The 24,323-nt window shown below is 66.1% G+C and carries 23 protein-coding genes; 8 read left to right on the forward strand and 15 right to left on the reverse strand.

Features of this window, described 5'->3' with window-relative positions; all coding sequences use genetic code 11:
* Positions 1-77 precede the first annotated feature (77 nt).
* The 3 genes from hutH (at position 78) to M9921_07765 (ending at position 3,380) form a co-directional block, all read left to right on the forward strand.
* Positions 78-1,580, forward strand: a complete 1,503-nt coding sequence (hutH, locus tag M9921_07755; GenBank protein MCO5296736.1) for a histidine ammonia-lyase — start codon at positions 78-80, stop codon at positions 1,578-1,580.
* A 64-nt stretch (positions 1,581-1,644) separates the two neighbouring features.
* Entirely contained in the window at positions 1,645-2,370 is a 726-nt protein-coding gene (locus tag M9921_07760; protein MCO5296737.1) for a ubiquinone/menaquinone biosynthesis methyltransferase, read from the forward strand.
* Positions 2,367-3,380, forward strand: coding sequence for a polyprenyl synthetase family protein (locus tag M9921_07765; GenBank protein MCO5296738.1), 1,014 nt, complete (start codon positions 2,367-2,369; stop codon positions 3,378-3,380). The genes M9921_07760 and M9921_07765 overlap by 4 nt, the downstream gene beginning before the upstream one ends.
* Positions 3,381-3,383: 3 nt before the next feature.
* On the opposite strand, the gene M9921_07770 is transcribed toward M9921_07765, so the two are convergent.
* The 5 genes from M9921_07770 to M9921_07790 form a co-directional block, all read right to left on the reverse strand.
* Complete coding sequence (locus tag M9921_07770) at positions 3,384-4,223, reverse strand: hypothetical protein (GenBank protein ID MCO5296739.1); 840 nt, start codon at positions 4,221-4,223, stop codon at positions 3,384-3,386.
* Positions 4,224-4,267: 44 nt separating this feature from the next.
* Positions 4,268-5,302 carry a Holliday junction branch migration DNA helicase RuvB gene (ruvB, locus tag M9921_07775; GenBank protein MCO5296740.1) on the reverse strand — a complete coding sequence of 345 codons (1,035 nt, stop codon included), beginning with the start codon at positions 5,300-5,302 and terminating at the stop codon, positions 4,268-4,270.
* Positions 5,299-5,904 (reverse strand): Holliday junction branch migration protein RuvA, encoded by a 606-nt coding sequence (gene ruvA / locus M9921_07780; protein MCO5296741.1) that lies wholly within the window; start codon positions 5,902-5,904, stop codon positions 5,299-5,301. The genes ruvB and ruvA overlap by 4 nt, the downstream gene beginning before the upstream one ends.
* An 822-nt stretch (positions 5,905-6,726) precedes the next feature.
* Positions 6,727-7,188 (reverse strand): hypothetical protein, encoded by a 462-nt coding sequence (locus tag M9921_07785; GenBank protein ID MCO5296742.1) that lies wholly within the window; start codon positions 7,186-7,188, stop codon positions 6,727-6,729.
* Between the two features lie 107 nt (positions 7,189-7,295).
* Positions 7,296-8,894: a DUF4127 family protein gene (locus M9921_07790; GenBank protein ID MCO5296743.1), complete on the reverse strand. Its 1,599-nt coding sequence runs from the start codon at positions 8,892-8,894 to the stop codon at positions 7,296-7,298.
* Between the two features lie 158 nt (positions 8,895-9,052).
* On the opposite strand from M9921_07790, the gene M9921_07795 reads away from it, so the two are divergent.
* Positions 9,053-10,567 (forward strand): YifB family Mg chelatase-like AAA ATPase, encoded by a 1,515-nt coding sequence (locus M9921_07795; GenBank protein MCO5296744.1) that lies wholly within the window; start codon positions 9,053-9,055, stop codon positions 10,565-10,567.
* On the opposite strand, the gene arsA is transcribed toward M9921_07795, so the two are convergent.
* From arsA to pheA, 9 genes are all read right to left on the reverse strand, one after another.
* Positions 10,527-12,272, reverse strand: a complete 1,746-nt coding sequence (gene arsA / locus M9921_07800; protein ID MCO5296745.1) for an arsenical pump-driving ATPase — start codon at positions 12,270-12,272, stop codon at positions 10,527-10,529. The two genes, M9921_07795 and arsA, sit on opposite strands and share 41 nt — an antisense overlap.
* A 1-nt stretch (position 12,273) precedes the next feature.
* On the reverse strand, positions 12,274-12,744 hold the full coding sequence (gene arsD / locus M9921_07805) for an arsenite efflux transporter metallochaperone ArsD (protein ID MCO5296746.1): 471 nt from the start codon (positions 12,742-12,744) through the stop codon (positions 12,274-12,276).
* The gene (locus M9921_07810) at positions 12,741-13,112 is read right to left on the reverse strand and encodes a helix-turn-helix domain-containing protein (protein MCO5296747.1); all 372 of its coding nucleotides are present in this window, start codon (positions 13,110-13,112) and stop codon (positions 12,741-12,743) included. Before M9921_07810 ends, arsD begins: the two co-directional genes overlap by 4 nt.
* Before the next feature lie 53 nt (positions 13,113-13,165).
* Entirely contained in the window at positions 13,166-13,870 is a 705-nt protein-coding gene (locus tag M9921_07815; GenBank protein MCO5296748.1) for a hypothetical protein, read from the reverse strand.
* Positions 13,871-14,134 (reverse strand): hypothetical protein, encoded by a 264-nt coding sequence (locus tag M9921_07820; GenBank protein ID MCO5296749.1) that lies wholly within the window; start codon positions 14,132-14,134, stop codon positions 13,871-13,873. It abuts the gene before it with no gap.
* Complete coding sequence (gene pyk, locus M9921_07825) at positions 14,131-15,540, reverse strand: pyruvate kinase (protein ID MCO5296750.1); 1,410 nt, start codon at positions 15,538-15,540, stop codon at positions 14,131-14,133. Before pyk ends, M9921_07820 begins: the two co-directional genes overlap by 4 nt.
* Before the next feature lie 25 nt (positions 15,541-15,565).
* Positions 15,566-17,392, reverse strand: a complete 1,827-nt coding sequence (locus M9921_07830; protein MCO5296751.1) for a M3 family oligoendopeptidase — start codon at positions 17,390-17,392, stop codon at positions 15,566-15,568.
* Between the two features lie 7 nt (positions 17,393-17,399).
* Complete coding sequence (locus tag M9921_07835) at positions 17,400-17,858, reverse strand: DoxX family protein (GenBank protein ID MCO5296752.1); 459 nt, start codon at positions 17,856-17,858, stop codon at positions 17,400-17,402.
* Positions 17,859-17,981: 123 nt separating this feature from the next.
* A complete protein-coding gene (gene pheA, locus M9921_07840) occupies positions 17,982-19,079 on the reverse strand; it encodes a prephenate dehydratase (GenBank protein MCO5296753.1) in 1,098 nt (365 codons plus the stop codon).
* Positions 19,080-19,159: 80 nt separating this feature from the next.
* On the opposite strand from pheA, the gene cdaA reads away from it, so the two are divergent.
* From cdaA to M9921_07860, 4 genes are all read left to right on the forward strand, one after another.
* Positions 19,160-19,999, forward strand: coding sequence for a diadenylate cyclase CdaA (gene cdaA / locus M9921_07845; GenBank protein MCO5296754.1), 840 nt, complete (start codon positions 19,160-19,162; stop codon positions 19,997-19,999).
* Positions 19,996-20,991, forward strand: coding sequence for a CdaR family protein (locus M9921_07850; GenBank protein ID MCO5296755.1), 996 nt, complete (start codon positions 19,996-19,998; stop codon positions 20,989-20,991). Before cdaA ends, M9921_07850 begins: the two co-directional genes overlap by 4 nt.
* A complete protein-coding gene (locus M9921_07855) occupies positions 20,988-21,758 on the forward strand; it encodes a GNAT family N-acetyltransferase (GenBank protein ID MCO5296756.1) in 771 nt (256 codons plus the stop codon). Before M9921_07850 ends, M9921_07855 begins: the two co-directional genes overlap by 4 nt.
* 94 nt (positions 21,759-21,852) lie before the next feature.
* Positions 21,853-22,935: a hypothetical protein gene (locus M9921_07860; protein MCO5296757.1), complete on the forward strand. Its 1,083-nt coding sequence runs from the start codon at positions 21,853-21,855 to the stop codon at positions 22,933-22,935.
* A gap of 156 nt (positions 22,936-23,091) precedes the next feature.
* Here the strand turns inward: M9921_07860 and metK are convergent, their stop codons facing one another.
* Positions 23,092-24,222 carry a methionine adenosyltransferase gene (metK, locus tag M9921_07865; GenBank protein MCO5296758.1) on the reverse strand — a complete coding sequence of 377 codons (1,131 nt, stop codon included), beginning with the start codon at positions 24,220-24,222 and terminating at the stop codon, positions 23,092-23,094.
* Between the last annotated feature and the right edge of the window lie 101 nt (positions 24,223-24,323).

Here is a 24,323-nt window from a genome sequence, read left to right on the forward strand (position 1 = left end):
AGGGCCACAGTGCCGCTCCTCAGACTCAATGGTAGCATTTTCCGTGCCGCCCGACCGGTCGGTACACTTCACCCGACATGCTCGAGATCGATGGCAACGCCCTTACCCTGGAGCAGATCGCCCAGGTTGCGCTCGACCGGGAGCCGGTGACCCTGGCCTGGTCGGCTCGGGCAAGGATGACCGATGCCCGTCACGTCGTCGACCGCATCGTCATGGAGGGCAAGGCGGTCTATGGGGTGAGCACCGGATTCGGCAAGCTCTCCGACGTGCACGTGCCCGGGTCGCAATTGCGGGAGCTGCAGCTCAATCTCGTCCGCAGTCATGCCTGCGGGTTGGGGGAGCCTCTCCCCGAGCCGGAGGTGCGCGCCATGCTCCTGCTGCGCGCGAACGTCTTGGCGATGGGGCGCAGCGGCGCGCGGCCCGAGGTCGCGGAGCTGCTTCTGGGCATGTTGAACCAGGGCGTTTCCCCGGTGATCCCGTCGCGGGGATCGGTGGGCGCGTCGGGCGATCTCGCCCCCTTGGCCCACCTCGCCCTGGTCGTGATCGGCGAGGGAGAGGCTTTGGTTCGCGGCGAACGCCTCCCCGGAGGCACGGCGCTCAAAGATGCGCGCCTGACTCCTCTCGTTTTGGAGGCGAAGGAGGGACTGGCGCTCCTCAACGGCACGCAGGCGATGTTGGCCGTGGGAGGGCTCGCGCTTCGGCGCGCCCTGCGGGTCGCCGACTACGCCGACGTCGCCGGCGCGATGACCTTGGAGGCGCTGCTCGGGACGCCCGTCGCGTTCGACGAACGCATCCACGCCGCGCGCCCCCACCAGGGGCAGATGGCGTCCGCCCAGAGACTCCGCGAACTGCTGGAGGGCAGCGAAATCCGCGATTCCCATCTCGACAACGATCCCCGCGTCCAAGACGCCTACAGCCTGCGATGCATGCCCCAGGTCCACGGCGCGGCGCGGCAAGCCCTCGACCACGTGCGCGAGGTCCTGGAGTGCGAGTCCGGAGCGGCTACGGACAACCCCCTCGTCTTTGCCGAAGAGGGGGACGTGCTCTCCGGCGGCAATTTCCACGGTGCCCCGCTGGCCTTGGCGCTCGACTACGCCGCGATCGCGGTCACCGATCTGATCAGCATCAGCGAGCGGCGCATCGACCGCATGGTCAACCCCGACCTCAACGAGCACCTGCCCGCCTTTCTCAGCGCGGATCCGGGGATGCGCTCCGGGTTCATGATCCCGCACGTGGTGGCCGCGGCGCTGCTCAGCGAAGCCAAGGTGCTGGCCCACCCCTCCTCCGTCGACAACGTCCCCACCTCGGGGGGCAAGGAGGATCACGTCTCGATGGGCATGACCGGCGCCCTCAAGTTTCGGCGGATCGTCGAGATCGCCGAACAGGTGCTGGCCATCGAGCTGCTGGCAGGCGCCGAGGGGTTGGAGTACCGCAAACCGCTGCAGCCTGGACTCGGAGTGCGCGCGGCCTTCGAATCGGTCCGCAAGCTGGTTCCCAGGGTGGACGCGGACCGCTCGCTTTCGGAGGAGTTGCAGCGCATCGCCGACGCGCTGCGCGACGGCGAGATCGCGCGGTCCTAGCCCGTGGGAGTTTTCAACTTCTTCTGAAAGTTCGTGCTAGCCGGAAGTACAATAGAGGGAAGGCATGATGGCCACGCCTCAAGTCGACTCGCCGTGGAAGGCAGAGGGGGAGCAAAAGCGGACCGCGGTGCGGCAAATGTTTGCCGAAATCGCTCCGACGTACGATCTCCTCAACTCTGTGATGAGCCTCCGGTTGCACCACCGGTGGCGACGCGTCGCGGTGGATGCCCTCGCCTTGGAGCCGGGCCAGCGGGTCCTCGACGTTTGCTGCGGCACCGGCGACTTCATGGAGCCGCTGCGTCGGGCCGTCGGCCCGGAGGGCCTGGTCGCCGGACTCGATTTTTGCCTGCCGATGTTGGAGCGCGCGCGAGCCAAACAAGCGCCCGGTCCCCTCGGGCTGGGAGATGCGTGCCGACTGCCGATCGCGACGGGCGTGCTCGACGGGGCCAGCGTCGGGTGGGGCATCCGCAACGTGCCCGACATCGATGCGGCGCACCGTGAGCTCGCCCGCGTTCTCAAACCGGGGGGTCGCTTTGTGTCCCTCGACATGGCCAAACCGCGCGGCGCGTTCCTGCGCGCGCTGTCCGACGTGCTCTTTCGCAAGGGCGTTCCCTTGATGGGGAGGCTGTTTGGGAAGTCCCAGGCCTACACGTACCTTCCCGAATCGACGCAACGGTTTCTCTCGCGAGAAGAGCTGGCCGAGTCGATGCGCCGCGCCGGGTTCGTGGGCGTTCGGCACAGGGATCTCTTCTTTGGCAACATCTGCGTTCACTGGGGGGTGAAAGGATGACGACCGGACGGTTGGTCGAATGGTGTGGGGAGCGGGTGTCCGCGGAAACGCTCCAGTTTGTGGCGGAGGAGATCCGCGCCGTCGAACAGGAGTTGGCGCGGCAGATGCGATCGCAGGTCCAACTCGTCGAGCGGGTCGGGCTCCACACGCTCGAGGCGGGCGGCAAGCGCCTGCGCCCCGCGTTCGTGACGCTGGCGGCCCACGCCACCGGACTCCCGTTCGACGCGGCGAGAACGCGGAAGCTGGGTGCGTGCATGGAAATGATCCACATGGCCACGCTCATGCACGACGATGTGATCGACCACGCGGCGACCCGTCGCGGACGGCCGACGGCCGCGTCGATCTTCGGCAACACGCCCGCCATCCTGACCGGAGACGCCCTGCTTAGCAGGGCCATGGCCGTCCTCGCCCAGGACGGCGATCTCGCGATCATCCGCAACGTCTCGTCCGCCGTGGTCGAACTGGCCGAGGGCGAAGTGCGCGAGCTTGAAACCCGCGGCGTGTTCGATCTGACCGAGGAGGAGCACCTCGAGATCCTGCGGATGAAGACCGCGGTGTTTATCCAGTCGTGCTGCGAGATCGGCGCGCTCGCGGCGGGCGCCCCGCAGGAAACGGTCGCGGCCGTCGGTCGCTACGGGCATCACGTCGGCATGGCCTTCCAGATCGTGGACGACCTTCTCGATTACCGCGGCGAGCACGCCGCGACGGGGAAGCCCAGGGCGACGGACTTCCGAGAGGGTTGCGCGACCCTGCCGCTCATCGCCCTGCGCCCCCTGCTTTCCCCGGGCGAGAGCGACGAGGTGCGCGCGTTCTTCGGCAACGGCGTCGATGAGACCGGAATCGCCCGCGTCTGCGCGCTGATGGACCAGCGCGATGCGTTTGCGGTGGCCGAGAAGGCGGCCCGACACCACGTGGAAGCTGCCCAACACGCGCTTGCCACCCTTCCCGAAGGCGAATCCAGGCGCCTCTTGGAAGGGGTGGCCGAGTTCGTCGTCGCACGCGACGCCTAAACCCTACTGGTTCTGGCGCAACTCTTCCTCGGCTTGCTGGATCTGCCGAAGCTCCCCCAGGCACAGGTCGAGCGCCGGCCCGCTGGAGAACTGGGACGCGATCGCCTCGTCCTTGGCCACGTCGCGGGTCGCGCTCTCCACCTCGGATGCGAGCATCTTCAGCTTTTCGGCGAGTTGGCGCGCGGGGTCGAACGTCATCGGCATCCGGTCCTCGCCCGCCTGCCCGGCGAAGACCTTCTTCCCGAGGAACTCCTCGACGACCTCGTCGATCCGCCATTTTCCAGGTTCCTCCGGCACGGCGTTGCTGAGAATGACGAGCACCTCGCGCATCGCTTGGTCAACGGCGACCCCGGCGTGGTCGCGAAGCGACTGCCAGTGGAGGGGAAGGTTCGGGTTGCGCCAGAACGCGCTCTCCAACGCTTCGTGGGCGCGCGCCCAACTGCGCGCACACTCCTCGAGGAGCGACGAGACGGAGTCGCTGAGATCGCGGTGAAGGCGCCTCTTCTCTTTCGACGCGTGCAAGCGGCGGACGATCTGATACGCCTCGAGGCGTAGCCGCTGCTGGGCCGTCGCCTCCTCGGTCATGGGCGTGTTCGAGCGCTTCCACACCCAGAAGCCGCCCGCCCCAATCCACCAGAGCCCGACCGCGGAGGCAAACACCTGCCACGTCGCGGCTTCGCCTCCAAACAGCGTCGCGACCGCCCACGTCACACCGCCGGCGGCGAACCCCAGTCCCGCGAGGGCCCAGGGGACGTCCGAGAAGTTGGACGGACGGTCGCGGATCGCATGGTCCAAATACTCCGCGAGGTGGGGCAGGGGCTTCGAGCGGCCAGTGAAAAGCATCGGCGCAAATAGAATACGCGTTTGAGGTCGGAAGGTTGAGCGCGTCACCCCTCGAAGAGGTTCGGGGCTGCTGCGGCGTTCTTGGGCGGAGCGATGCCCAGATGCTTGTAGGCGAGGGCCGTGGCGGCGCGTCCGCGGGGGGTCCGCTGCAGCAATCCTTGTTGGAGCAGGTAAGGCTCGTACACGTCCTCGACCGTGCCGGCATCCTCTCCGGTCGAGGCGGCGAGGGTCTCCAGCCCGACCGGTCCCCCTCCGTACTTCTCGATCATCGCCCGCAGCAAGGTCCGGTCGATGCGGTCCAGTCCGAGGTGATCGACCTCCAAGGCGTCCAGCGCCTTGTCCGCGGCGGCGGGGGTGATGCTCTCAAGTCCGTCCACCTGGGCGAAGTCGCGCACCCTTCGCAGAAGGCGGTTGGCGATCCTCGGCGTGCCCCGCGCCCGCCGGGCGATGGCTTCGGCGCCCTCGGTCTCGATCGCATAGCCCAAGATGCGGGACGAGCGGCGGATGATCTCGAACAGGGCAGTGGCCTCGTAGAACTGGAAGTGGCTCACGATGCCGAATCGGTCGCGGAGCGGTCCCGTCAACAAGCCTTGGCGGGTGGTGGCGCCGATCACGGTGAACCGTGGCAGGTCCAGCCGGATCGAGCGTGCGGCAGGCCCCTTGCCGATCATGATGTCCACCTTGGAATCCTCCATCGCCGGATAGAGGATCTCCTCGACGGGCCGGCTCAGGCGGTGGATCTCGTCGATGAACAGCACGGCGCCCGATTCGAGGTTCGTGAGGATGCCGACCAGGTCGCCGGGCCGTTCCACCGCCGGGCCGCTGGTGATGTGGATCGGGGCGCCCATCTCCGTGGCGACGATGTGCGCGATCGTGGTCTTGCCGAGCCCTGGGGGGCCGTAAAGCAACAGATGGTCGAGCGGCTCGCTGCGCATGCGCGCGGCCTCGAGGAACACGGCGAGGTTGCGCTTGAGCTTCTCCTGGCCGATGAACTCATCGAGACGCCGCGGGCGCAAGGACAGTTCGACGGACAGCTCGCCTGCCTGCGCTTCGGGGTCCAGTTCGTTGTCGCGGATCATCGTCTCAAGGTCCTCAGGGCCGCGCGGATCTGCTCCTCGACGGTCTCGGCCTCGTCTCGGGCCTTCTCTGCGGCGGCCTCGGCTTCAGGACGTCGGTAGCCCAGCGCAAGGAGCGCGTCGATCAACTCGTCTTCGACCACGGCCCGGCCTCCACCCGCGCGGACGGCGGCCTGCCCGCCGACCTTTTGGAGCATCGCCTCCTCCTGGATCTTGGTGCGGAGTTCGAGCAGGATGCGCTCGGCGAGTTTGGGGCCGACACCGGTTGCCCGTGCGAGAATCCGGGCGTCCTGGACGAGGATCGCGTTCATCACCTCGTGTTCGCCCAACTGCCCCAACAGCGCGAGGCCGATACGGGGTCCGCACCCCTTGACCTCGCGAAGGAGGTCGAAGAGTCTTCTTTGAAACGCGTCGAGGAACCCGTAGAGCGACACGCCATCCTCGCGGAAGATCTGGCGGATGCGCAGGTCCACTGTTTCTCCGGGCGGGGGAATCTGAGCCAAAACGGAGTCCGGAACCAGGACCTCGTAGCCGACGCCGCCGACGTCGACGAGCACCATGCCGCCGCTCGACTCAAGCACCTCGCCTCGAAGCCGCCCGATCATAAGCGGAGGTTACCACCGGGCCCGACCTCTCCTGCGGTGAGCTTAGCCAGAACGTTCCACCGATTCAATTTAGCTCGCCTGCGGCGTGCCACTTGATCGTTCATGCACTACTTCGAGCAGCACCCGCCGCGGGGGCCGGGCTGATGAGCCCACCACAAGCGCGTACCCGTCCACGAAAGCGTGACCACCAGCACCAGGAGGCAAAGAGTGCAAACGATGCGGTCAAGGGTGGCGTGTTTCATTGAATCTCCGAAACACTTGTGCCAGCACCCGGATGCGGGCCAAATCGGACATGGCCATCGAGGAACAGAAGACTCCAACGTTGTGCGTTGAAGTCGGGTGATACAGGCACATGCCAGAAGCCCGAGTAGTCATTGGCATACCGGGTACTGGCGTGCGATTCGATGGACGCGAGGAGCCTTCCACTGGGAAGATTCGGGAATTGAAAGCTGCTGCCCAACAGAACAAAAAACGACTCCACGTCAAAGTCGGAACTCAGGTGCGATCCTTGGTCGACCGGGCACGCGAACACGGACCTAGATCGCGTGTAGGGAACGAGCAAGCTAACCACGCTAGGAATCTCTGGAGGATAGGGATAGTATCCCACCAAGTACCGACTCCAGGGATCGAGTGCTGCCGGTAGCCGGTCGTCGCAGTCGTCAGTGTAGAGACGTGTTCCTATTCCCACTTGACGCAGATTGCCGAGGCACGTCGCTCGCTTCGAGTAATGCCTTGCCGAAGCCAGAACCGGCAATAGCAAGGCCATGAGCACGCCCATGATCGCGAACACGACCATCACCTCCACCAGCGTGAAGGCTCGCTTCATCGGTCTTTGTCCAGCACCGCCTGTGCATCCGGATATCTGGCCACAAACTCGTCTACCACAGCCTTGTTGCGGCTTCGAAAACTCGATAGCACGCGCTCTGGCATGACCGGAATCTTCTCGTTCGTCACCGCTTCACGACAAGCATCAAGACCTTGTTGCATTTGATCCGGTTGTTCCAACGGCAAGATGATGGTAAGGGCCATGAGTTGGCCGCTATCCCCTTCGTTCAATACCATCTCTCTCAGAAACGCAAAATCCGAGGCAGTAAGGGCCTCTTTTTTCCGTGCCTTGGCCGACAGTTTGAGGCCTTCGCTGTACCGGTCTCCCGACGAGAAGCCAGCGTTGCGCGCCACCTCATCGCTCTTGCGGAATGGATCGACGGGTTTGTTGAAGTACCAGATGACGGCCCCCACCATTCCCACGGTTGTCGCAGCCAAGATGATGGTCGACAGTTTCATGGTTGATCCTAACCCATTTTTGAATACCCTTTCGTTGCTTGGAGTCTGCCGTGGAGAGAGCAGGCCGCCGATTTCCTGGCCGTTGAGGACTCTGCGTTGGTACGACGTCAGCGGCCGCCGATCGAGGCGGCTGGGGGGAACGGGTGCTCCGGCGTGACTTCTTGGGTCAGCAGCCGAAACTCCAGCCGCACCTCGTAGGCGCGCGGCCAGGGTAGGAAGATCTTGACGTCGGACAGGCCGGACACCGCGTACTGCTTGGTGCCGGCGAAGAAGCGCTGCCCCAGGAACTGGTCGGTGAAATACTGGTCGAGGTACTTCTCCAGATCGTGGCGGACGAACTGATCCACCTCGTTGAACTCCTCGCCATAGGTCTCGTCTCGCGAAGCGTCGCGGCTCGAGTCGATGAGCTGGTACGCGAGGGGCCGCACGAACTTGTGGTAGGCGAAGTCGTTGACGTATCGGTGCAGCAGGAACTCGCGCTGGGCCACCTCGCGCGTGAGCGAGTCGACCCGCAGCCTGCGGGCCAAGAGGTAGACGTTCGAGGCCGGGATGGCCGTGCCCATCGAGTTGCCGGCGGTGTTCCACCCTGCGAAGCCCAAAACGCGCATCATGCGCGCTTGGGACCACAGGGCGGCGAACAGCTCCGGATCCGCCGTTCCGTCCACTCCCAGGTTGATGTCCGCCACGCACACGGGCAATCCCTGGTCGATGTCCTGCGTGAGATCGCGAAGGAACGCGTGGAACCGATCCGGCCTGGGTTTGGGTGTGTTGAGGTAAAGCGTGTAGTCGTAAACCTGGCCGGGCAGAACCGGCCGCGCGCCGCTTGCCAGAAGCTGGTCCTGCAGGCTTTTGTAGATGGGCTTGGACTCGTAGTTCGCGTACTTGGTCATTCCGTCGGGATCGGAGTAGACGAGCCGGACGCGTGGAGTCCAATCCGCTTTCTTGAGGAGCGCGCGGCTTACGAGCACGTTGGCGTGCTGGTCGATGCCTTCGCAGAAGTAGACCTTGCCGCCGATGTGGAGCTTGGCGGTCAGCGCGCGGAGGTTGGCCGTCTCGGCGACGTGCGGGCCGTACGGGCGCGCGTCGTCCTGGCCGAGGATCAGGTACTCGAAAGCCCCGCCGGCGGTCATCTTCAGCAGCATGCGCTGGATCTCGAGGTCGCGCTTGCGCGCGGACCGATAGTCCGAGTAAGCGCTTGCCGGAACGCGCGTTTTCAAGTTCGCGATGCTGGGGAGCAGGGAGCGGTCCCGCGTGCGGGTGTAGCGGTCGCGCAGCTCCTCGAGCTTGGCCAACTCGACGCGCCAGGACGCGTTGTTTCGGAACGACGTGGGCGAGAGCCGCATGATCGCCGAGAACCCGTACACCTTGAGGTGCGGCCACTTTTTGATCAGGAGCACGAGGCGCTGGAGCCGCTTCAGGGCCTGATCGTAATCCACGGAGTGTACGCGGGACTCGATCAACCCGCCGTACGCGATCATGTCGGTGCTGACCACCAGGGCGTCGACGTTGCCCAGCGGCTGCTCCTCGAGCCAGGAGAGGATCTTCTCGGGGGACCCAGGATTCGTGAAACGGCCCAGCGTCTCGTAAGGGGGTTCCCTCACTTCCACGTCGGCCATCGCGGCGATCATCTGCGCAAACTGGCCCGCCGCGGGACGGCTGTCCAACGGGACGAGAAGCACCCGGTCGGCGCGCGCCACGACCGCCATAAGAAGCACCCAAGATGCCAACAACGCGCGCATCACATGGCAAGATACCCGGCAGACCACACACCCTCCTCCTGATAGGATACGAGTTTCTCAACACCTTTTCACCAACATCTCTGCATTCCCGGTAATTCGCTTTGGTCCTGTTGCATACTTAGAGCATGGTCGCTCAGGCGCACGCCGCGACGCTGGTCGGCATCGACGCACTTCCCGTGGTCGTCGAGCTGGATTTCATGGGGGTCAAGTCCGAGTTCGTGATCGTCGGCCTTCCCGACAAGGCCGTGGAGGAGAGCCGCGAACGCGTGAAGATGGCCGTGCACAACAGCGGGTACACCTTCCCGTTCCGGCGCATCGTGTGCAACCTGGCCCCAGGGGACGTGCGCAAGGAGGGGCCGTGGCTGGACCTCCCCATCGCCGCTGCCCTTTTGGCCGCGAGCGACCAGTTGCCCAAACAGGTGCTGGAGGAGACGATGCTGTTGGGCGAACTGAGCCTCGACGGCAACCTGCGCCCCATCGACGGCGCGGTGAGCGTCGCTTTGATGGCCGCCGAGCGGGGCTTCCGCCGCTTGATCCTCCCCAAACCCAACGCGCTCGAGGCCGCGGTCGCGCCCAACATCGACGTCTTCGGGCTTTCCAATCTCGTCGAAGTGATCGAGCTGCTTCACGGGGCCACGCACTACCAACCCGTGCACTTCGTCCGCGAGCTGGACACGGAGACACCCGAGTATGGGGTGGACTTTGCCGAGGTCAAGGGCCAACGGCATGCGGTGCGGGCACTGGAGATCGTGGCGGCCGGCGGACACAACGTCTTGATGACCGGGCCACCGGGCTCCGGCAAAACGATGCTGGCGCGCCGCCTTCCCACCATCCTCCCCCCGCTTAACCTCGAAGAGAGCATCGATGTCACGCGCATCTACAGCGCTTCGGGCCGCAAAGGGGGACGCCAGGGCCTCCTCTGGGAGCGACCGTTCCGCTCGCCGCACCACAGTGCAAGCCATGCGGCCATCGTGGGAGGAGGTGGAATCCCCAAGCCCGGGGAGGTGAGCATGGCCCACAAGGGGGTGCTCTTCATGGACGAGATGCCGGAGTTCGACCGCCCCGTGCTGGAAGCGCTGCGGCAGCCCCTCGAGGACTCCGTGGTGACGGTCTCGCGGGTGTCCAGCACGATCACGTTTCCCGCCGAGTGCATCCTTGTCGGAGCGATGAACCCGTGTCCTTGCGGTTTCAAGGGCCTTCCGGAAGAGAAGTGCGTCAGTTCACCGGCGGTATGTGGCCGCTACGCCAGCAAGATCAGCGGCCCCCTGGCCGACCGCATCGACCTCCACCTCGAGGTGCCGCGCCTCAAGCCAGAGGAGCTGCTGGGGGCACCGCGCGGCGAGCCGAGCGCCGAGATACGCGAACGAGTGGCAGCGGCTCGGGAGCGGCAACACGCACGTCTTGGCGGCAGCCGCCTCAACTCCAAGATGACGCCCAAGGAGCTGCGCGAGCTGATCGCGCTCACGCCCGACTGCGAGGACTTCATGCGGGCGGTGATGGCGAAGATGAACCTTTCGGCCAGGGTCTTCGACCGGATCCTCAAAGTCGGGCGGACGGTGGCGGATCTGGCGGGAGACCCCGTGGTGACCCAACGCCACCTCAGCGAAGCGGTGCAGTATCGCAGCCGAGACGGGGGCTAGCGGGTGCCGCCTCCCAAGGCAAAACGGTCACACGATCCCCGGAGTCGACGATCTCTCGGACCGGACCCGCCTCCTGGGACGCTTTGCCCGAAAGGACGGGGTCGTGCGTGCCCGCGAGGGCGAGCGAGCGGTTGACCACCCAACCGTAAGGCTCGATACCGGCGCGCCGGAGATCGGCCTTCAACTTCATCGCCTCGTGGACCGGTGTCGGCTCGGGAAGGGCCACCAAGACCACGCGGGTAAAGGCCGGGTCCCGCAGGCGCGGCAGGAGGCGCTTCACCGATTCGGGAGCATCGCTTTGGGTGCGCGCGACCTCGCGATGGTACGCCTCGGTCGCGTCCATCAGGAGGATCGTGTGGCCCGTCGGGGCCGTGTCGATCACGACGAACCGGTTCTCGCCCTCGGCCACGGTCTCGGCAAATGCGCGGAACACGGCGATCTCCTCGGTGCACGGCGAGCGAAGGTCCTCCCGCAGAAGGGCCAACCCCTCCTCGTCGAGGGTGAGCGCGGCCTTCGCCAGGGCAGCCTTGGTGTACCTGGCCACCTCGGCGGCCGCCGAAATCTGGGTGACCTCGAGCGTGCCCAACGTACCGCCCGCGGCGTCGAGGACGTTCCCGGCGGGGTCCGTGGTCGTCAGGAGCACCGAGTGCCCCCTGCGACCCAGCTCCCGTGCGATGCGGATGGCGACCGTGGTCTTCCCGACCCCGCCTTTGCCCATGGTCATCACCACGCCGTGGCCCATTTGGGAAAGCCCATCGACGAACGTGTCGAACGACTCGCCCGCTTCCATCGGTCGGATCTCGCGCGTCGTCGGTGCCGAAGGGTTGGGCTCGAGCAGGGCGCGAAGGGCGTCGAGCCCGACCACGTTTCCCGGCATCATGGGCACGAGCGATCGGGGGAGGCTGGCCAGTGCGGGCGGCATCGAGGCGAGACTCTCCTCCACACCTTCGGCGAACGACTGCGCGACCGCGTCCTGGGTGGGATCCGCCCTGAAGACGGCGTTGACCACCAGACGCAGGCTCCCGATGCCCAGTTCGTGCAGCTCCGTTGCGGTGCGGGCGGCCTCCTTGAGGCTGGATCGCTCGGGCCTGGCCACGAGGACGACCGTGGTGGATTCGGGATCCGCCAACCCGCGCAGCGCGGACTCGTACAAGGCACGCTGGCCCTGGAGACCGGCCAACGGGCCGAGGCAGCTCGATTCGGCCGTCGTCGTGTTCAGATAGCCGCTCCACGCGCTGGGGAGGCTGAGCAGGCGGAGGGTGTGTCCCGTGGGGGCGGTGTCGAAGACGACGTGGTCGAACGCCGAAGTGGCGTCGGGGTCCGCCATGAGGCGGACGAACTCGTCGAACGCCGCGATCTCGGTCGTGCAAGCCCCCGAGAACTGCTCCTCCATCGAGCGGATCACGGCGTCCGGGAGCTTGCCGCGATAGGGGGCCACCATCTTCTCGCGGTACTGCGCGGCCGCGGCTTCGGGATCGAGGTTCGCTCCGGACAACGAGGGAACCTCGGGAATCGGAGTCGGGGTCGTGCCGAGGCGCGCCCGAAAGACCTCGTCGAGGTTGCTCGCGGGGTCGGTGCTGACGATCAGCGTCCGGCGGCCTTGCGCCGCCAGGTGGAGGGCTGCGGCGCACGCGAGGGACGTCTTCCCAACGCCGCCCTTTCCCGTGAAGAACAGGTAGCGGGTGTCCAAGCCGGAGGTCCACATGTCAGCAACACCCCTCTTCTCCCGATTCGCAGCAGGGCGCAGCGGCCATCTTCAGCTCGGTGCGGGCTCCGCCGGGCTCGCCCGGCGCCTCGGAACTCGAGGCAAGCCGCTCGGGTTCAGGGCGGCGCGCAAGCGCGCGCACTCCCACGTGACGGTGGCGGCTAGTGCCCGTGTCGAGCTCGAACCACGCCGCGAGTTCTTGGCGGGTGGGGTAGACGCCCTTGGCTCGCAGAGTCCCGTCGACCACGAAGAGAGGGAGATGTTCGGCTCCCGGTCCCATTTCCGAGACGACCAGCGGGTTGGCTGTGAACGCCTCGGGTTGGCGGGCGAGGTTGAACCGCTCCACGCGGACTCCCTGCGACTTGAGGAAGGCCAGGTCGGCGGCGAGCTTGACCAGTTTGGAGTCGACGCTCGGGCCACAGACGCCCGTAGAGCAACACATGGCAGGGTCGAAGACTTGGAGGTGTTTCATCGGTTGGTTTCCTTGGCGGCGGGGGCGCACGCGGCAACGCTCGGGCGAGGCAGGGACGCAAGGTAGGAGGCAAGGACGTCGAGCGCTTCTCGTCGGATGCTGCAGACCATGTACTTGCCGTCCTTCTCGGCGTCGATCAGGCCGGCGATCCGCAGCTCCTTGAGGTGGAACGACACGGTGGAGCTGAACCCCTCGGACCCGGTGACGTGGCAGCACACCTCGCCGACCGTGGCGCCTTGGATCGGGTGCACGGCACCCGTGTCTTCGACGGCGACGGGACAGCACCGTTCGCACAGGAACTCCACGATGGCCTTGCGGGTCGGGTCCCCAAGGGCCTTGAACATCGCGACGATGTCGATTTCATCCACGCCGACACTATACCTCTACATCTCGATGAATGTCGATATGTTCGGGATTCGCCTCAATGATCGCGAGGCATGTGGACCTTTAACAGCTTGCGCGTGACGATGCGATCGACGCGGAAGTCTCCACCCGGAACGGGGTAGTTCCGGGTCGTGCCCGACTCCTGAAGCACGACGCCCGACACCAGGTCCACGTCGCGCGTCCCCGAGGACTCCATGGGAAAGTCGAACGTCGGGTTCTCGACCACGCGGAACGAGACGACGGCGACCTTCCGTTCGGCAAGGTCGAGGAGCGAATCGAGGCGCCAAGTCGTCCGGGCGTCGGGCACCGCGCCCAGCCGGGGCAGATCGTAGCTCCACTCCTGCCCGATCGGGACGGGCCCGGTGGGGAATCGAACGCCCAGAGAATCGAGCCGGCGAAGGCGTGTGGCCTGGGGCGAAGCGTCCTCGGTCTTCGGCCGGGTGAACCCGCCCCCGGGAAGGAGGAGCATCTCGCCGGTTTCGGGCGTCGTGCCCTTGGCGGGCGGAATCTTGTCCTGCCCGATCTGCGTGTACTGGAAGGTGCGCGTGAAAGACACCGTCGCTCCCACCGCTTCGACGCGAATCACCCGGTACTGCTCGACCCACACGTCGGATTCGTCGAACTCCTCGCCCAGGTTGCGGAGCTGTTCATGAAACTCGGTGGTCCACGAGTCTCCGACCCGCATCCGCAGCGCGAGTGTTTGGGGTGCTTGCGCGAGCGCGAGGGCGGCGAGGAGCACCATCTAGCTTCCGTCCGCGGGCTGCTCGCCAGGCTTGCGGTAACCCTGTTCGCGCGCGAGCCGCTCGCGACCCACCGGACTCTCCACCTGCGCCTTCCTGCGAGAAAGCTCCGCGCGCGAGGCTTCGGCCCGCCGCATTTCGGTGATCTGGCGGTTGGTCGATTCCCGCTGCTTGAAATAGGCTTCCCAAGGCTTGGCGCTGAGGGCGAGGCCGGCAGCGACGGCCACGGTCACGAGGGCGAGGTTCCAGATCGTGCGGCGTTTCATGGTTCTTGGACGACTTGGGTGAGAATCAGGTTGGTGTGGCCGGGGATGCCTGCGGGAACGCCGGCGGTGATCACCACCAAGTCCCCGTATTTTAGACGCCGCCGAAGCACGAATGCGTCGATGGACTTCTCGATGATCTCGTCGGTGGACTGGGGAAGCGGCACGCCGAGGGCTTCGACGCCCCACACCACTGCCATCTGAGTCAGCGTCTTGGCGTTCCACGTCGCGCACAGGATCGGGACCGGCGGTCGGAAGCGAGAGACGAGCCTCGCGGTCTGCCCACTTGTGGTCGTGGTCAGGATCGCGCGGGGCTTGAGCGTCACGGCGAGTTCGCGGACGGCTCGGGCGATGGCGTCCGTGCTGGCGGCTTTCTCCTTGGGGTCGTACCAGCCCGCGTGGAACATCCGTGTTTTGCACGTGCCTTCGGTCTTCTTCGCGATGCGCGCCATGACGCGAACCGCTTCAAGCGGGTACTCGCCGGTGGCGGTTTCTCCGCTGAGCATCAAGGCGTCCGTTCCATCGAGCACGGCGTTGGCCACGTCGGTCGCTTCGGCGCGCGTCGGGCGCGCGGCGTGCACCATGCTCTCGAGCATCTGGGTTGCGGTGATGACGGGCCGTCCGGCGCGCGTGCTCTGCTCGATGATCTGCTTCTGCGCGAGCGGCACGTCTTCGAGATCCATCTGCAAGCCGAGATCGCCACGCGCCACCATGACGAGGTCGCTGGCATCGAGTATCGCATCGAGATGTTGAAGGGCCGCGCGCGTTTCGATCTTCGCGCAAAGGCGGATCTCGGGATCGTAACGGTCCACCTCCTTGCGGAGCAGCCGCATATCGTCGCCGCTGTGGACGTACGAAAGCGCGATGAAGTCCGCCCCGCAGCCGCACCCTTCGCGGATGTCCTCGAGGTCCTTCGACGTGAGGGGAGGCACGGAAAAGACCTTGCCCACCAGCGTCACTCCCCGGCGGCTCTTGATGGTGCCTCCGCTGGCGACGCGCGCGTCGAAGCGTCCCTGACCACCCCTTTGGAGTCGAAGCTCGACCTCGCCGTCTCCCAGGAGGAGGCGATCCCCCGGGGCCATCTTGTCCAAGATTTCAGGCTGGACGATCGGGATCGCGGCGTCCCCAAGTCCAACCGTGAGGCTCTGCCCCGACTTGACGGCCATTTCGCCGTCCCGGATGGCGCCGATACGGAATTTGGGGCCCTGGAGGTCGACGAGGATCGCGATCGGGGCGATGTCCGGGCTCAGCTCCCGAATCCAGCCCACCCATCGGCGCCGCTGATCCCAATTGCCGTGGCTGCAGTTGATCCGCGCGACGTTCATGCCCGCCCGGATCAGCGCAGCAATCTTGCGCCGGCTGTCCACGGCGGGACCCAGCGTGCACACGATCTTGGTGCAACGCTTCACAAGGCCACACATCGGTGGAGTTCGGTCACACCTGTTGGGACGTCCCAACCTCCGCCCAAAGCGCTTCAAACTGTTCGACAAGCCGTTCGATGGCTGCAAATCCGCCCTGCCAGAACGTTTCGGACGTGAGGTCCACCCCCACCGTCGCCATCAGCTCCTGGGGCGATCGGGAGCCGCCGAGCCGCAGCAGGTCCACGTAACGGTTGGCAAACGCCTCTCCCTCCTCCTTGCCTCGTTGGTAGAGCGCCAGCACCAACAGTTCGCCGAACGAGTACGCGTAAACGTAGAACGGCACGGCGACGAAGTGGCTGACGTAGCTCCACCAGGTTCGGTGCTGTTCTCCAAGCGTGAGGCTGTCGCCGAACATCGCCTGAATTTCGGTCTGCCACAGCTCGGCGAACCGCTCTCCCGGGAGTTCTCCTTCGGCCCGGACGGTCTCGTGGCACTGTTGCTCGAACCGGAACATCGCGGCTTGGCGGAACACCGTCGCAAACACGCCCTCGATCTTGTCGGCGTAAAGCGCCAGCCGGTCCTGTGGCGTCGCCTTCGCGACCAACTTCTCGAAGACGAGCATCTCTCCGAACGTCGAAGCCAGTTCGGCCAGCGGCAGCGTTCCGTGGAAGTTCACGTACGATTGCTCGCGGCTGAGCGAGGCGTGGACGCCGTGGCCCAACTCGTGCGCCAGCGTCATCACATCGTCGAGTTTGTTGAGGTAGCTCAAGAACACCACAGGGTGCGTGTCCGGTGTGTTGTAAGAGCAGAAGGCCCCGCCGCGCTTGCCGGGTCGGGGCTCCGCGTCGATCCACTGCTTGTCCGCGAACTCCTTCGCGCTGGCTCCGAGCTGGGGGTGGAACTCGCCGAAGGATTGGGAGACGAGGTGGACGGCCTCGTCCCACGGAACCTCCCCCTCGGCTTCGAAAAGCGGGGCGTAGCGATCAATATGGGTGAGCTGGTCGAGCCCCAAGATCTGCCGTTTGACCTTGTAGTAGCGGGCCACCAGATTATAGTGATCCTTACACAACCGCATCACCAGGTCCACGGTGGGTTTGTCGAGCTCGTTGGCAAGGTGTCGCGAGTGTTCGGGATAGGGGTGGTCGCGCAGCCGGTCCTCGACCTTCTTGTCTTGGATCAGGTTGTTGTAGGTGAAGACGAGGACGCGCTGGAGATCCTCGAGGCCCTCGGTGAAACCGTCGGCCGCGGCCTGTCGGATGGCGCGGTCGGCGTCGCGCAACTTGTCGAGGATCTCTTCTTGCGAGAGCGTGGTTTGCTCCCCGCTCGTCGGGTTGCGGTAGGGATAGGGGTGGGTGCTGGTCACCTCTTCGAACAGGCGAACCCAGGCGCGGCACCCGGTGTTGGCGGTCTCCTCGAGGATGATCTCTTCCGCCTCGCTGAGCGAGTGGGGCGACAAGGCCCGCACGAGCTTGGTAAAGTGAACGTAGTTCGCCAGCCGTGGGTCTTCGAGGGCGCGTGTAATGGCCTCTTCGGGAGCTGCCTGGAGTTCCAGATGGAAGAACATCGTCTGGACGCTCAGCGCCGAACCCCGTTCCATCTGCTTCTGCATGAAGGCCCCGATCTCGGGGCTGGCGGCATCGCACGCATGCAGCAGCGAGGCGTAGTTCAGAGGCTTCGACGATTCGGCGGAGATGGACTCGACCTCCGTGAGCGCCGCCAGGAGCGTGGCTGCGTCGAGCTCGGCGCTGTCGATGCGCCCCCGATACGTCGCTTCAAACGCCTCCGCGCGCCGATCCAACGCGTCCCACGTGGCGACGATCTTCGGGTCGTCCATGCCGGAAAACAGCGCCGAGAGGTCCCACCGGACTTGCGGCGGACGGAGTGGGGTGGTCGAACTCATGCCTCGATTATGCTTTGCGCCGCCCCTTCTGCCCCAGGAACCTCGCGTCGAGGGACCATCGGCCCGGCCCGATCAACAGGAGCGCCACGGCCATGCAGCAAAGCACGAACGGAAATCCGAACTTGGCGACTTGCGAGCCGTTGCCGGCGGCGAAGGCCGGAAGCGTGTCGGGATGGCGCAGGTTGATGAAGGAAGCCACCGCCATCGTGCACCCGACCCCGAAGGCCGCCACCCGTGAAAGCAGGCCGACGAGGAGCCCCAGCCCGCCGAAGAACTCGCCGGCCACGGCGAAGTAGGCGAACAGTTGGGGAATCCCCTGCTTTTCGACCATCCCTTGGATCGTCGCCTCCAACCCCCGCCCGCCAAACGCACCCAGCAGCTTCTGCGATCCGAAGTAGAGCATCACGAGACCGAGTCCGATCCGCAGGAGAAGAAGCCCGGCGTCCGTTGTTTTGGCGGCGTTCATTGCAACAAGGTACGCCCGCCACCCCCTCCCGAGTGCCTCCCGGGTGCCACGCCCGCTAGACGGGCGTGCGGGGCATTCTAGCTCCCGTGTGCCACGCCCGCTGGACGGGCGTGCGGATACCCGCTAGCTCGGCGGTGCCAGGGCGTCGGCGGTCGGGTAGCTGCCCAGCACGATCGTCTCCAGGGCGAAGCCCTTCAACGCGGCAATCGCACGCTCGAGGTGCCCGTCGGTCCGATGGCCCTCGCAATCGCAGAAGAAGAGGTACTCGAACGATGCGCGCGGCGCCGGGCGCGATTCGATCATGAGCAGGTTGACCTCTTGGGCCACCAGCGCGCCGAGCGCGCGATACAACTCGCCGGGACGGTTTCGTAGATTGAACATCAGACTGGTCTTATCCGCACCGGTCCGTGCCGGCTCGTTGAATCCGACGACGAGGAAGCGCGTGCGGTTGTGTGGGTTGTCTTCGATGTGCTCCACCAGAATGGGGAGGCCCGCGGCCTCGGCGCCCATGCGGTTCACGATTGCGGCCCCCTCCGGATCTTTGAGCGCGTGCTGCGCGGCGCGCGAGGTGGGGACCGCGTCGACGATCTCCGCCGTCGGGACGTGCTGTTGGAGCCATCGCCGGCACTGCGCCGAAGGCTGCGGTCCGGCGTAGACGCGCCGGATCGCGTCCAGCGAATCGGCGATGCACGCGAGGTGGTGGTGGATCGGGAGGTACACCTCGGCGCAGATCTTGACGTTGGTGAGCGGAAAGGCGTCTAGGGTCTCGGGCACCACGCCCGCGATCGAATTCTCGATCGGAACCACGCCGTAGTTCGCCTGCCCGTGTTCGACCGCCAGGAAGACGTCGGTGATCGACTCCTCGAACCGGACGTCCGCCGACCTCCCGAACGTCTGCAGCGCCGCCAAGTGCGAGAACGTGCCCTCGGGACCCCAACATGCGGCGACGAGCGGGGTCTCGGCGGCTCGGGCCGCGCTGATCACCTCGCGGAAGATCCCCGTGAGGTGTCGCGTCTGCATCGGGCCCTGATTGAGCTTGGCCAGCCGTTCGAAGATGGCGCGCTCCCGCTCCGGGGTGAAGAAGGGCTTGCCGTCGCGCCCCTTGAGCCGCCCGATCTCCTGGGCAAGCTCGACGCGGCGGTTCAACAGCAGCACCAACTCCTCGTCCACCGCGTCGATATCGACGCGGACCGTATCCATCGAGCGCGGGGAGTCGTCCACAGCCGATTATCCCCATGCCAAGGGATCCCAAGTGCACGGTTTGCCGCGGCACGGCTAAAATGAACGAGGACTCCAACCACGTGGAAGAGTTTTTCCGTTACTTCTCAGGGCTCCGCGACATGAGGGTGCTCGACTTTGTCGACATCTTCCTGGTCACGTATCTGTTCTACCGACTCGCACTTCTCATCCGCGGGTCCCGCGCGTGGCGCATCCTTGGCGGCGTGGTGACGTTCGTGGTGATGCTGTTCATCAGCGACAGGCTGCAACTGGTCGCCCTGAATTGGCTCCTCGACAAAGCGACCCTGCTTGCGCCGGTCGCCCTGGTGATTCTGCTCCTGCCCGAGCTGAGGCAGGCGCTCGAGGGCTTCGGCAAGCTCGGCTTCTGGCCGCAGGCGCTGTCGGGTTCGGAAGGCCGGGTCGAGGCGCAAACGGTCGAGGAGCTCGTGGCGGCCGTCGTCGAGATGTCCTCGGCCCACACCGGCGCCCTGATCGTGATCGAGCGCGCGGCCAAGCTCGAGGAGGTCGTCCACAACGGGGTCCAGGTCGATGCCAAGGTCACCGCTCCGCTGCTGGGGTCCATCTTTTACGAAGGCAATCCCCTCCACGACGGCGCCGTCGTGATCCGGGGCGACAAGATCCTCGCGGCGGCGTGTCGACTCCCCCTCAGCGAAAGCCAGAAGCTCGACAACACGCTGCACATGCGGCACCGCGCGGGCGTGGGGGTCACCGAAGCGCACGACTGCGTCGTCGTGATCGTGAGCGAGGAGCGGGGCACCATCCGCGTGGCCCACGACGGCCAGTTGAGGAAGATGGCCACCCACACGGATTTGCGCGAGTTCCTCAACGAGCATCTGCGGGGCACGCCCAACGAAACCAAGAACCCACTGCCGCGCCGCAAAGCCAAGGGGACGGCACCATGAGGGACCTTGCCCGACGGCTGCCCATCCTCCTCGTTTCCTTCCTGCTCGCGACCGGACTGTGGCTTTACGTGCGCGCGCAGAACGCTTTGGTGGTGCAGCAGACTTTCCCCATCAAACTGCAGGCGGCCAACCTCGATCCCAGCCTGATCGTCACACGGATGTCGGCGACGATCAACGTGGAGGTGGAGGGGAAGGACCAGGAGCTGCGCCAGATCGACGAACAGGTGCTGAGCCGGGCGAGCGCCCTTGTCGACTTTTCCAATGCGACGGCCGGACCCGGCACTTACCGGGTCACCATCACCCCTCCCCCCGGTTCGATGCTGACGTGGAGGCCGAAGGACGACGGCCAGGTTCTCGTCTATCTCGATCGCCGAATCCGAAGGTCCTTCGAGGTGAAGGTCGCCAAGCAGGGCCTGGCGCCGGACGGCCTCCAGGTCGGCGACGTGCTGCTCGACCCGTCGATGGTGATGCTGGACGGGCCCGAGTCCCAGATCAACGAGGTCGGCGAGGTGCGCGCCACGCTGGATGTCGCGAACGTGCGTCCCGGGGAGACCTACGAATCGAAAGTCGAGATTTTCGGCAAGGACCAGGGGCCGCTTCCCTTGGTGACCAGTGAGCCGAGCAGCGTCACCTTGAGGCCCGTGGTCGCCTCCGCGCCGCCGAACCGCAACGTCTTGATCGAGCCCAACTGGTCGGGGCAGCTCCCCTTCGGCATCGACTTCGTGAGCTACTCGGTGACGCCTAACCAGGTTCAGGTGGAGGGCGATCGAGAGGTGCTCGTGGACATGCAAGCCCTCCGAACCGCACCGATCGATCTTTCGGCGATGAGCGAGACGAAGACGCTCACCGTGCCGCTCGTCGTGCCGAACGGGGCGCAGGTCATCGATACCCGCGGGGCCGTGGTCGCGCGGCCGACCGTGCGCGTGCGGGTCGAAGTCCGCCCCATCTTGCCGCCAGCCACGGGGAGCCCACCGCCTTCCGGACGTCCATGATCGAGATCCGACCGATCGTTTCCGACGAGGCAAGGCCCTTTCTCGAGCTCCTGTGCGAGGTCTTCGAGCTCGATGCCTCCCGCGCGGAGGGAATCTTCTTCGGCGAGCCCTTCTTCGACTTGGACCGCAAATGGGCGCTGTTCGAGGCGGGTGTTCCGATCTCGATCCTCACGACGGTGCCGCTTCAATTCGGATGGGGCCGAGCGTTCGGCATCGCCGGCGTCGCCACGCGGCCCGATCGCAGGGGAAAGGGCTATGCCGGCCAACTGCTCGACGCCGTGTTCGCGCGGTCCGAGCGCGAGGGAGAGGGTGCGGCCCTCCTGTTCGCCCGCCTACCCGAACTGTACGAGCGAGCCGGATTTCGCACCGTGGACGAGGTCGTTCGATTGCCTGTGCCGCTTGGAACCGAAGCGGTGGATCCCGACGTGCTCACCTTCGAGGAAGTGGAGGCGCGCTACTCCGCGTGGGCCGAGCGCGACCCCGCACGCCTTCGTCGCGACGCGCGTCGCTGGCGGTATTGGCGCTGGACGCTTCGGATGTGCACGGCCCTTGCCGACGGGTATCTGTGCCTGGAGGGCAACACGCTGCGCGAGGCCGTCTTCGAGAACCCTCCCGACGTCTGGCCGTTTTCTGGCGGGGTCGAGTGGTTCGGGTTGCGTTCGATGGCCGAGGGCTTGGGCATCGAGGGGGAGGGCAAGCACGAATTGTTTCTGATGGCCCGCAACGTGCCCGTGCGCCCACAGATGTTCCTTACCGATCAGTTCTGATTCGTTCGTGGGTGCCCGTATTGGCACCGGGTTTTCCTCCTGTCCGCCGGCCGCGAGACACTCCTTGCCGACCATTGAAGCAGGAGTCTTGCGAATGAAGTGCACCCGATGTGGATCGAACCTGAACGCCGGCGCGCCGTTTTGCGTGCAGTGCGGCACCATGGCGGGCGGTCCCCGCACCGCGATGGGCCCTTCCGCGGCCATGGCGATGCCCGCCCCCTACGTGGGCGGTCCGGTCGGTGTGCGAACGGGACGCCGGGGAGGGGCCGTGGCGGCGATCTGGATCGTCGGCGCGCTCGCTCTGGTCTTCGCCGCGGGCGCGGGTCTTCAGTCGGCGGGGCTGCTGCAACCGCTGGGCAACGCCGGGCTGGGAGTGGCGCCCGCGAACCGGCCCGTTGCCCCCTCGATGACGCAGACGGGCGCATCGGGTGGCGATGCGCTGAGTGCCGCGGGCGCCGCGCTCCCAGACGGGCCGCTCCGTCTCGCGGCGGGCACGGACCCGAGCGATCTGCTCCAAACCGAGGGCGGAGGATCGGTGCCTCCGGTCTTCGAGGCACAAGGCGCTTCGGGGCCCCCGATGCTTCAAGCCCAGGGTTCGGGCGGCCCTCCCATGCTCTCGCAAGACCAGCCGGGCATGCCCGAGACGATCCGCAACTACCTGGAGCACGTGCGTCGATGCGAGAACCAGCGGATGCAGATGGCCGCCTCGCAGGTGGCGGAAGCGGTGGGCATGCTGACCGACCTCCAGAGCGGCGCAAACCTCCAAGGGCTGTTCGACGAAGACGGGCCGCAGGTCGAGAACACGCCCCCGCCGACGCGCCGGGTGACCGACCGCGCAGGCGCCATGCGCGGCACGTGGGAGTCGCTGGTGCGGACGTTCAACTCGGTGCAACCGCCCGCAGAGTGCGCCGCGATCCGTTCCTATTACGACCAGGTGATCCGCGAGACCGCGATCATGATCTCGGAGATCACCAACGCCGTGAACCAGGCGGCCAACGATCGCCAACGGGCGTTGCAGGCGCTCATGTCGCTGCAGGGCCGAAGCAGTTCGAGAATCGACCGCCCGGCGCGGGAGACCGACGCCCTGGTGCAGTCGCTGTGCGACAAATACCAGACGCGCAAGTGGTTCGACATCACCGCCGACGTCGGCGGCGGCCTCCTGAGCAAGGGCTTCTAGTTCGTATGGGAGTGCGCGCGCTTGCGCGACGCCCTGACTCCAGCATGGGAGTGCGCGCGCTTGCGCGACGCCCTGACTCCAGCATGGGAGTGCGCGCGCTTGCGCGACGCCCTGACTCCGCCGAACTTGTTCGGCGCCCCGCGCCTTCCCAAACAGCTACTTCAGGGCTTCGGCGTCGGTCGTGCGCTCCCACGGGAACGATGGGTTGCCGAAGTGGCCGTTCCTTGCCGTGGGCTGGTAGATCGGCCGCCTGAGGTCGAGGTGTTCGATGATCCCCTTGGGGGACATGTCGAACGTGTCCTTGACCTTGCACGCGATCGTCTCGTGCGAGACCTTCTCGGTGCCGAACGTGTCGATGTTCAGCGAAACCGGCTGCACGACGCCGATGGCGTACGCCAAACCGATCTGGACGCGGTCCGCCAATCCCGCGGCCACCACGCACTTGGCGATGTGGCGCGCCATGTACGCGGCGCTTCGGTCGACCTTCGTCGGATCCTTGCCGCTGAACGCGCCTCCCCCGTGGGGACACATGCCGCCATAGGTGTCGACGATGATCTTGCGTCCGGTCAAACCCGTGTCCGCCTGAGGCCCGCCGATCGTGAAGATTCCCGTGGGGTTGATGTGGAACGTGATCTCGCCCTGCACGTAGTCGCGGTACTCGCCCAGCACCGGGTCGATGATGTGCTCCCGCACGATGTGGCACACCGCGTCGTGGGAGAGCGAGGGCGAGTGCTGCGCCGAAACGACGACGGTTTCGATGTGCTTGGGCGCCGTGCCGTCGTACGCGACGGAGACCTGGCTCTTCACGTCGGGACGAAGCCCGAGCGACGGGTGTTTGCGCCGGACGCTCGCGGCGCGGCGGGTCAGGGCGTGGGCGATCGAGATGGGCAGCGGCATCATGTCCGGCGTCTCGTTGGTCGCCATGCCGAACATCATGCCTTGGTCGCCCGCGCCGCCCGTGTCGACGCCGACCGCGATGTCCGGCGACTGCTCTTGGATGGCGACCATTACCCCGCACGTGTCCCCGTCGAACCCGAGTTCGGTGTCCGTGTAGCCCACTTCGCGCACAGTGTTGCGGACGATCCTCGCGACGTCCACATACCCGTCCACGGTCACCTCGCCCGCGACGACGGCAAGTCCTCGCGTGAGGAGCGTCTCGATCGCGACCCGCGCGTTGGGGTCCTGGCGAAGGCAATCGTCCAGCAGCGCGTCCGATATCTGGTCCGCAAGCTTGTCCGGGTGCCCTTCGCTGACGCTCTCCGAGGTGAAAATGCTCAAGTCTTTCATGCTTCCAGTCGGCAAGGGTACCTTGAATGCGGCCTCCCTTGGGGGCGCGGCGGAGAACACCTCTAGAGGTGCCACGCCCGCTCGCCGGCGTGCCGGGGCTC

This window comes from Fimbriimonadaceae bacterium, assembly GCA_023957775.1.
Taxonomy (GTDB): Bacteria; Armatimonadota; Fimbriimonadia; order Fimbriimonadales; family Fimbriimonadaceae; genus JAMLGR01.

Excerpts from the sequence above, each read along its gene's own strand:
- M9921_07815 (MCO5296748.1), bottom strand. The coding sequence starts at position 13,870 with ATGGTGCTCCTCGCCGCCCTCGCGCTCGCGCAAGCACCCCAAACACTC.
- hutH (MCO5296736.1), top strand. The coding sequence starts at position 78 with ATGCTCGAGATCGATGGCAACGCCCTTACCCTGGAGCAGATCGCCCAG.
- ruvB (MCO5296740.1), bottom strand. The coding sequence starts at position 5,302 with ATGATCCGCGACAACGAACTGGACCCCGAAGCGCAGGCAGGCGAGCTG.
- metK (MCO5296758.1), bottom strand. The coding sequence starts at position 24,222 with ATGAAAGACTTGAGCATTTTCACCTCGGAGAGCGTCAGCGAAGGGCAC.
- M9921_07855 (MCO5296756.1), top strand. The coding sequence starts at position 20,988 with ATGATCGAGATCCGACCGATCGTTTCCGACGAGGCAAGGCCCTTTCTC.
- arsA (MCO5296745.1), bottom strand. The coding sequence starts at position 12,272 with ATGTGGACCTCCGGCTTGGACACCCGCTACCTGTTCTTCACGGGAAAG.
- M9921_07760 (MCO5296737.1), top strand. The coding sequence starts at position 1,645 with ATGATGGCCACGCCTCAAGTCGACTCGCCGTGGAAGGCAGAGGGGGAG.
- M9921_07785 (MCO5296742.1), bottom strand. The coding sequence starts at position 7,188 with ATGAAACTGTCGACCATCATCTTGGCTGCGACAACCGTGGGAATGGTG.
- ruvA (MCO5296741.1), bottom strand. The coding sequence starts at position 5,904 with ATGATCGGGCGGCTTCGAGGCGAGGTGCTTGAGTCGAGCGGCGGCATG.
- M9921_07770 (MCO5296739.1), bottom strand. The coding sequence starts at position 4,223 with ATGCTTTTCACTGGCCGCTCGAAGCCCCTGCCCCACCTCGCGGAGTAT.
- M9921_07765 (MCO5296738.1), top strand. The coding sequence starts at position 2,367 with ATGACGACCGGACGGTTGGTCGAATGGTGTGGGGAGCGGGTGTCCGCG.
- M9921_07830 (MCO5296751.1), bottom strand. The coding sequence starts at position 17,392 with ATGAGTTCGACCACCCCACTCCGTCCGCCGCAAGTCCGGTGGGACCTC.
- M9921_07850 (MCO5296755.1), top strand. The coding sequence starts at position 19,996 with ATGAGGGACCTTGCCCGACGGCTGCCCATCCTCCTCGTTTCCTTCCTG.
- M9921_07835 (MCO5296752.1), bottom strand. The coding sequence starts at position 17,858 with ATGAACGCCGCCAAAACAACGGACGCCGGGCTTCTTCTCCTGCGGATC.
- M9921_07860 (MCO5296757.1), top strand. The coding sequence starts at position 21,853 with ATGAAGTGCACCCGATGTGGATCGAACCTGAACGCCGGCGCGCCGTTT.
- M9921_07795 (MCO5296744.1), top strand. The coding sequence starts at position 9,053 with ATGGTCGCTCAGGCGCACGCCGCGACGCTGGTCGGCATCGACGCACTT.
- M9921_07790 (MCO5296743.1), bottom strand. The coding sequence starts at position 8,894 with ATGGCGGTCGTGGCGCGCGCCGACCGGGTGCTTCTCGTCCCGTTGGAC.
- arsD (MCO5296746.1), bottom strand. The coding sequence starts at position 12,744 with ATGAAACACCTCCAAGTCTTCGACCCTGCCATGTGTTGCTCTACGGGC.
- M9921_07820 (MCO5296749.1), bottom strand. The coding sequence starts at position 14,134 with ATGAAACGCCGCACGATCTGGAACCTCGCCCTCGTGACCGTGGCCGTC.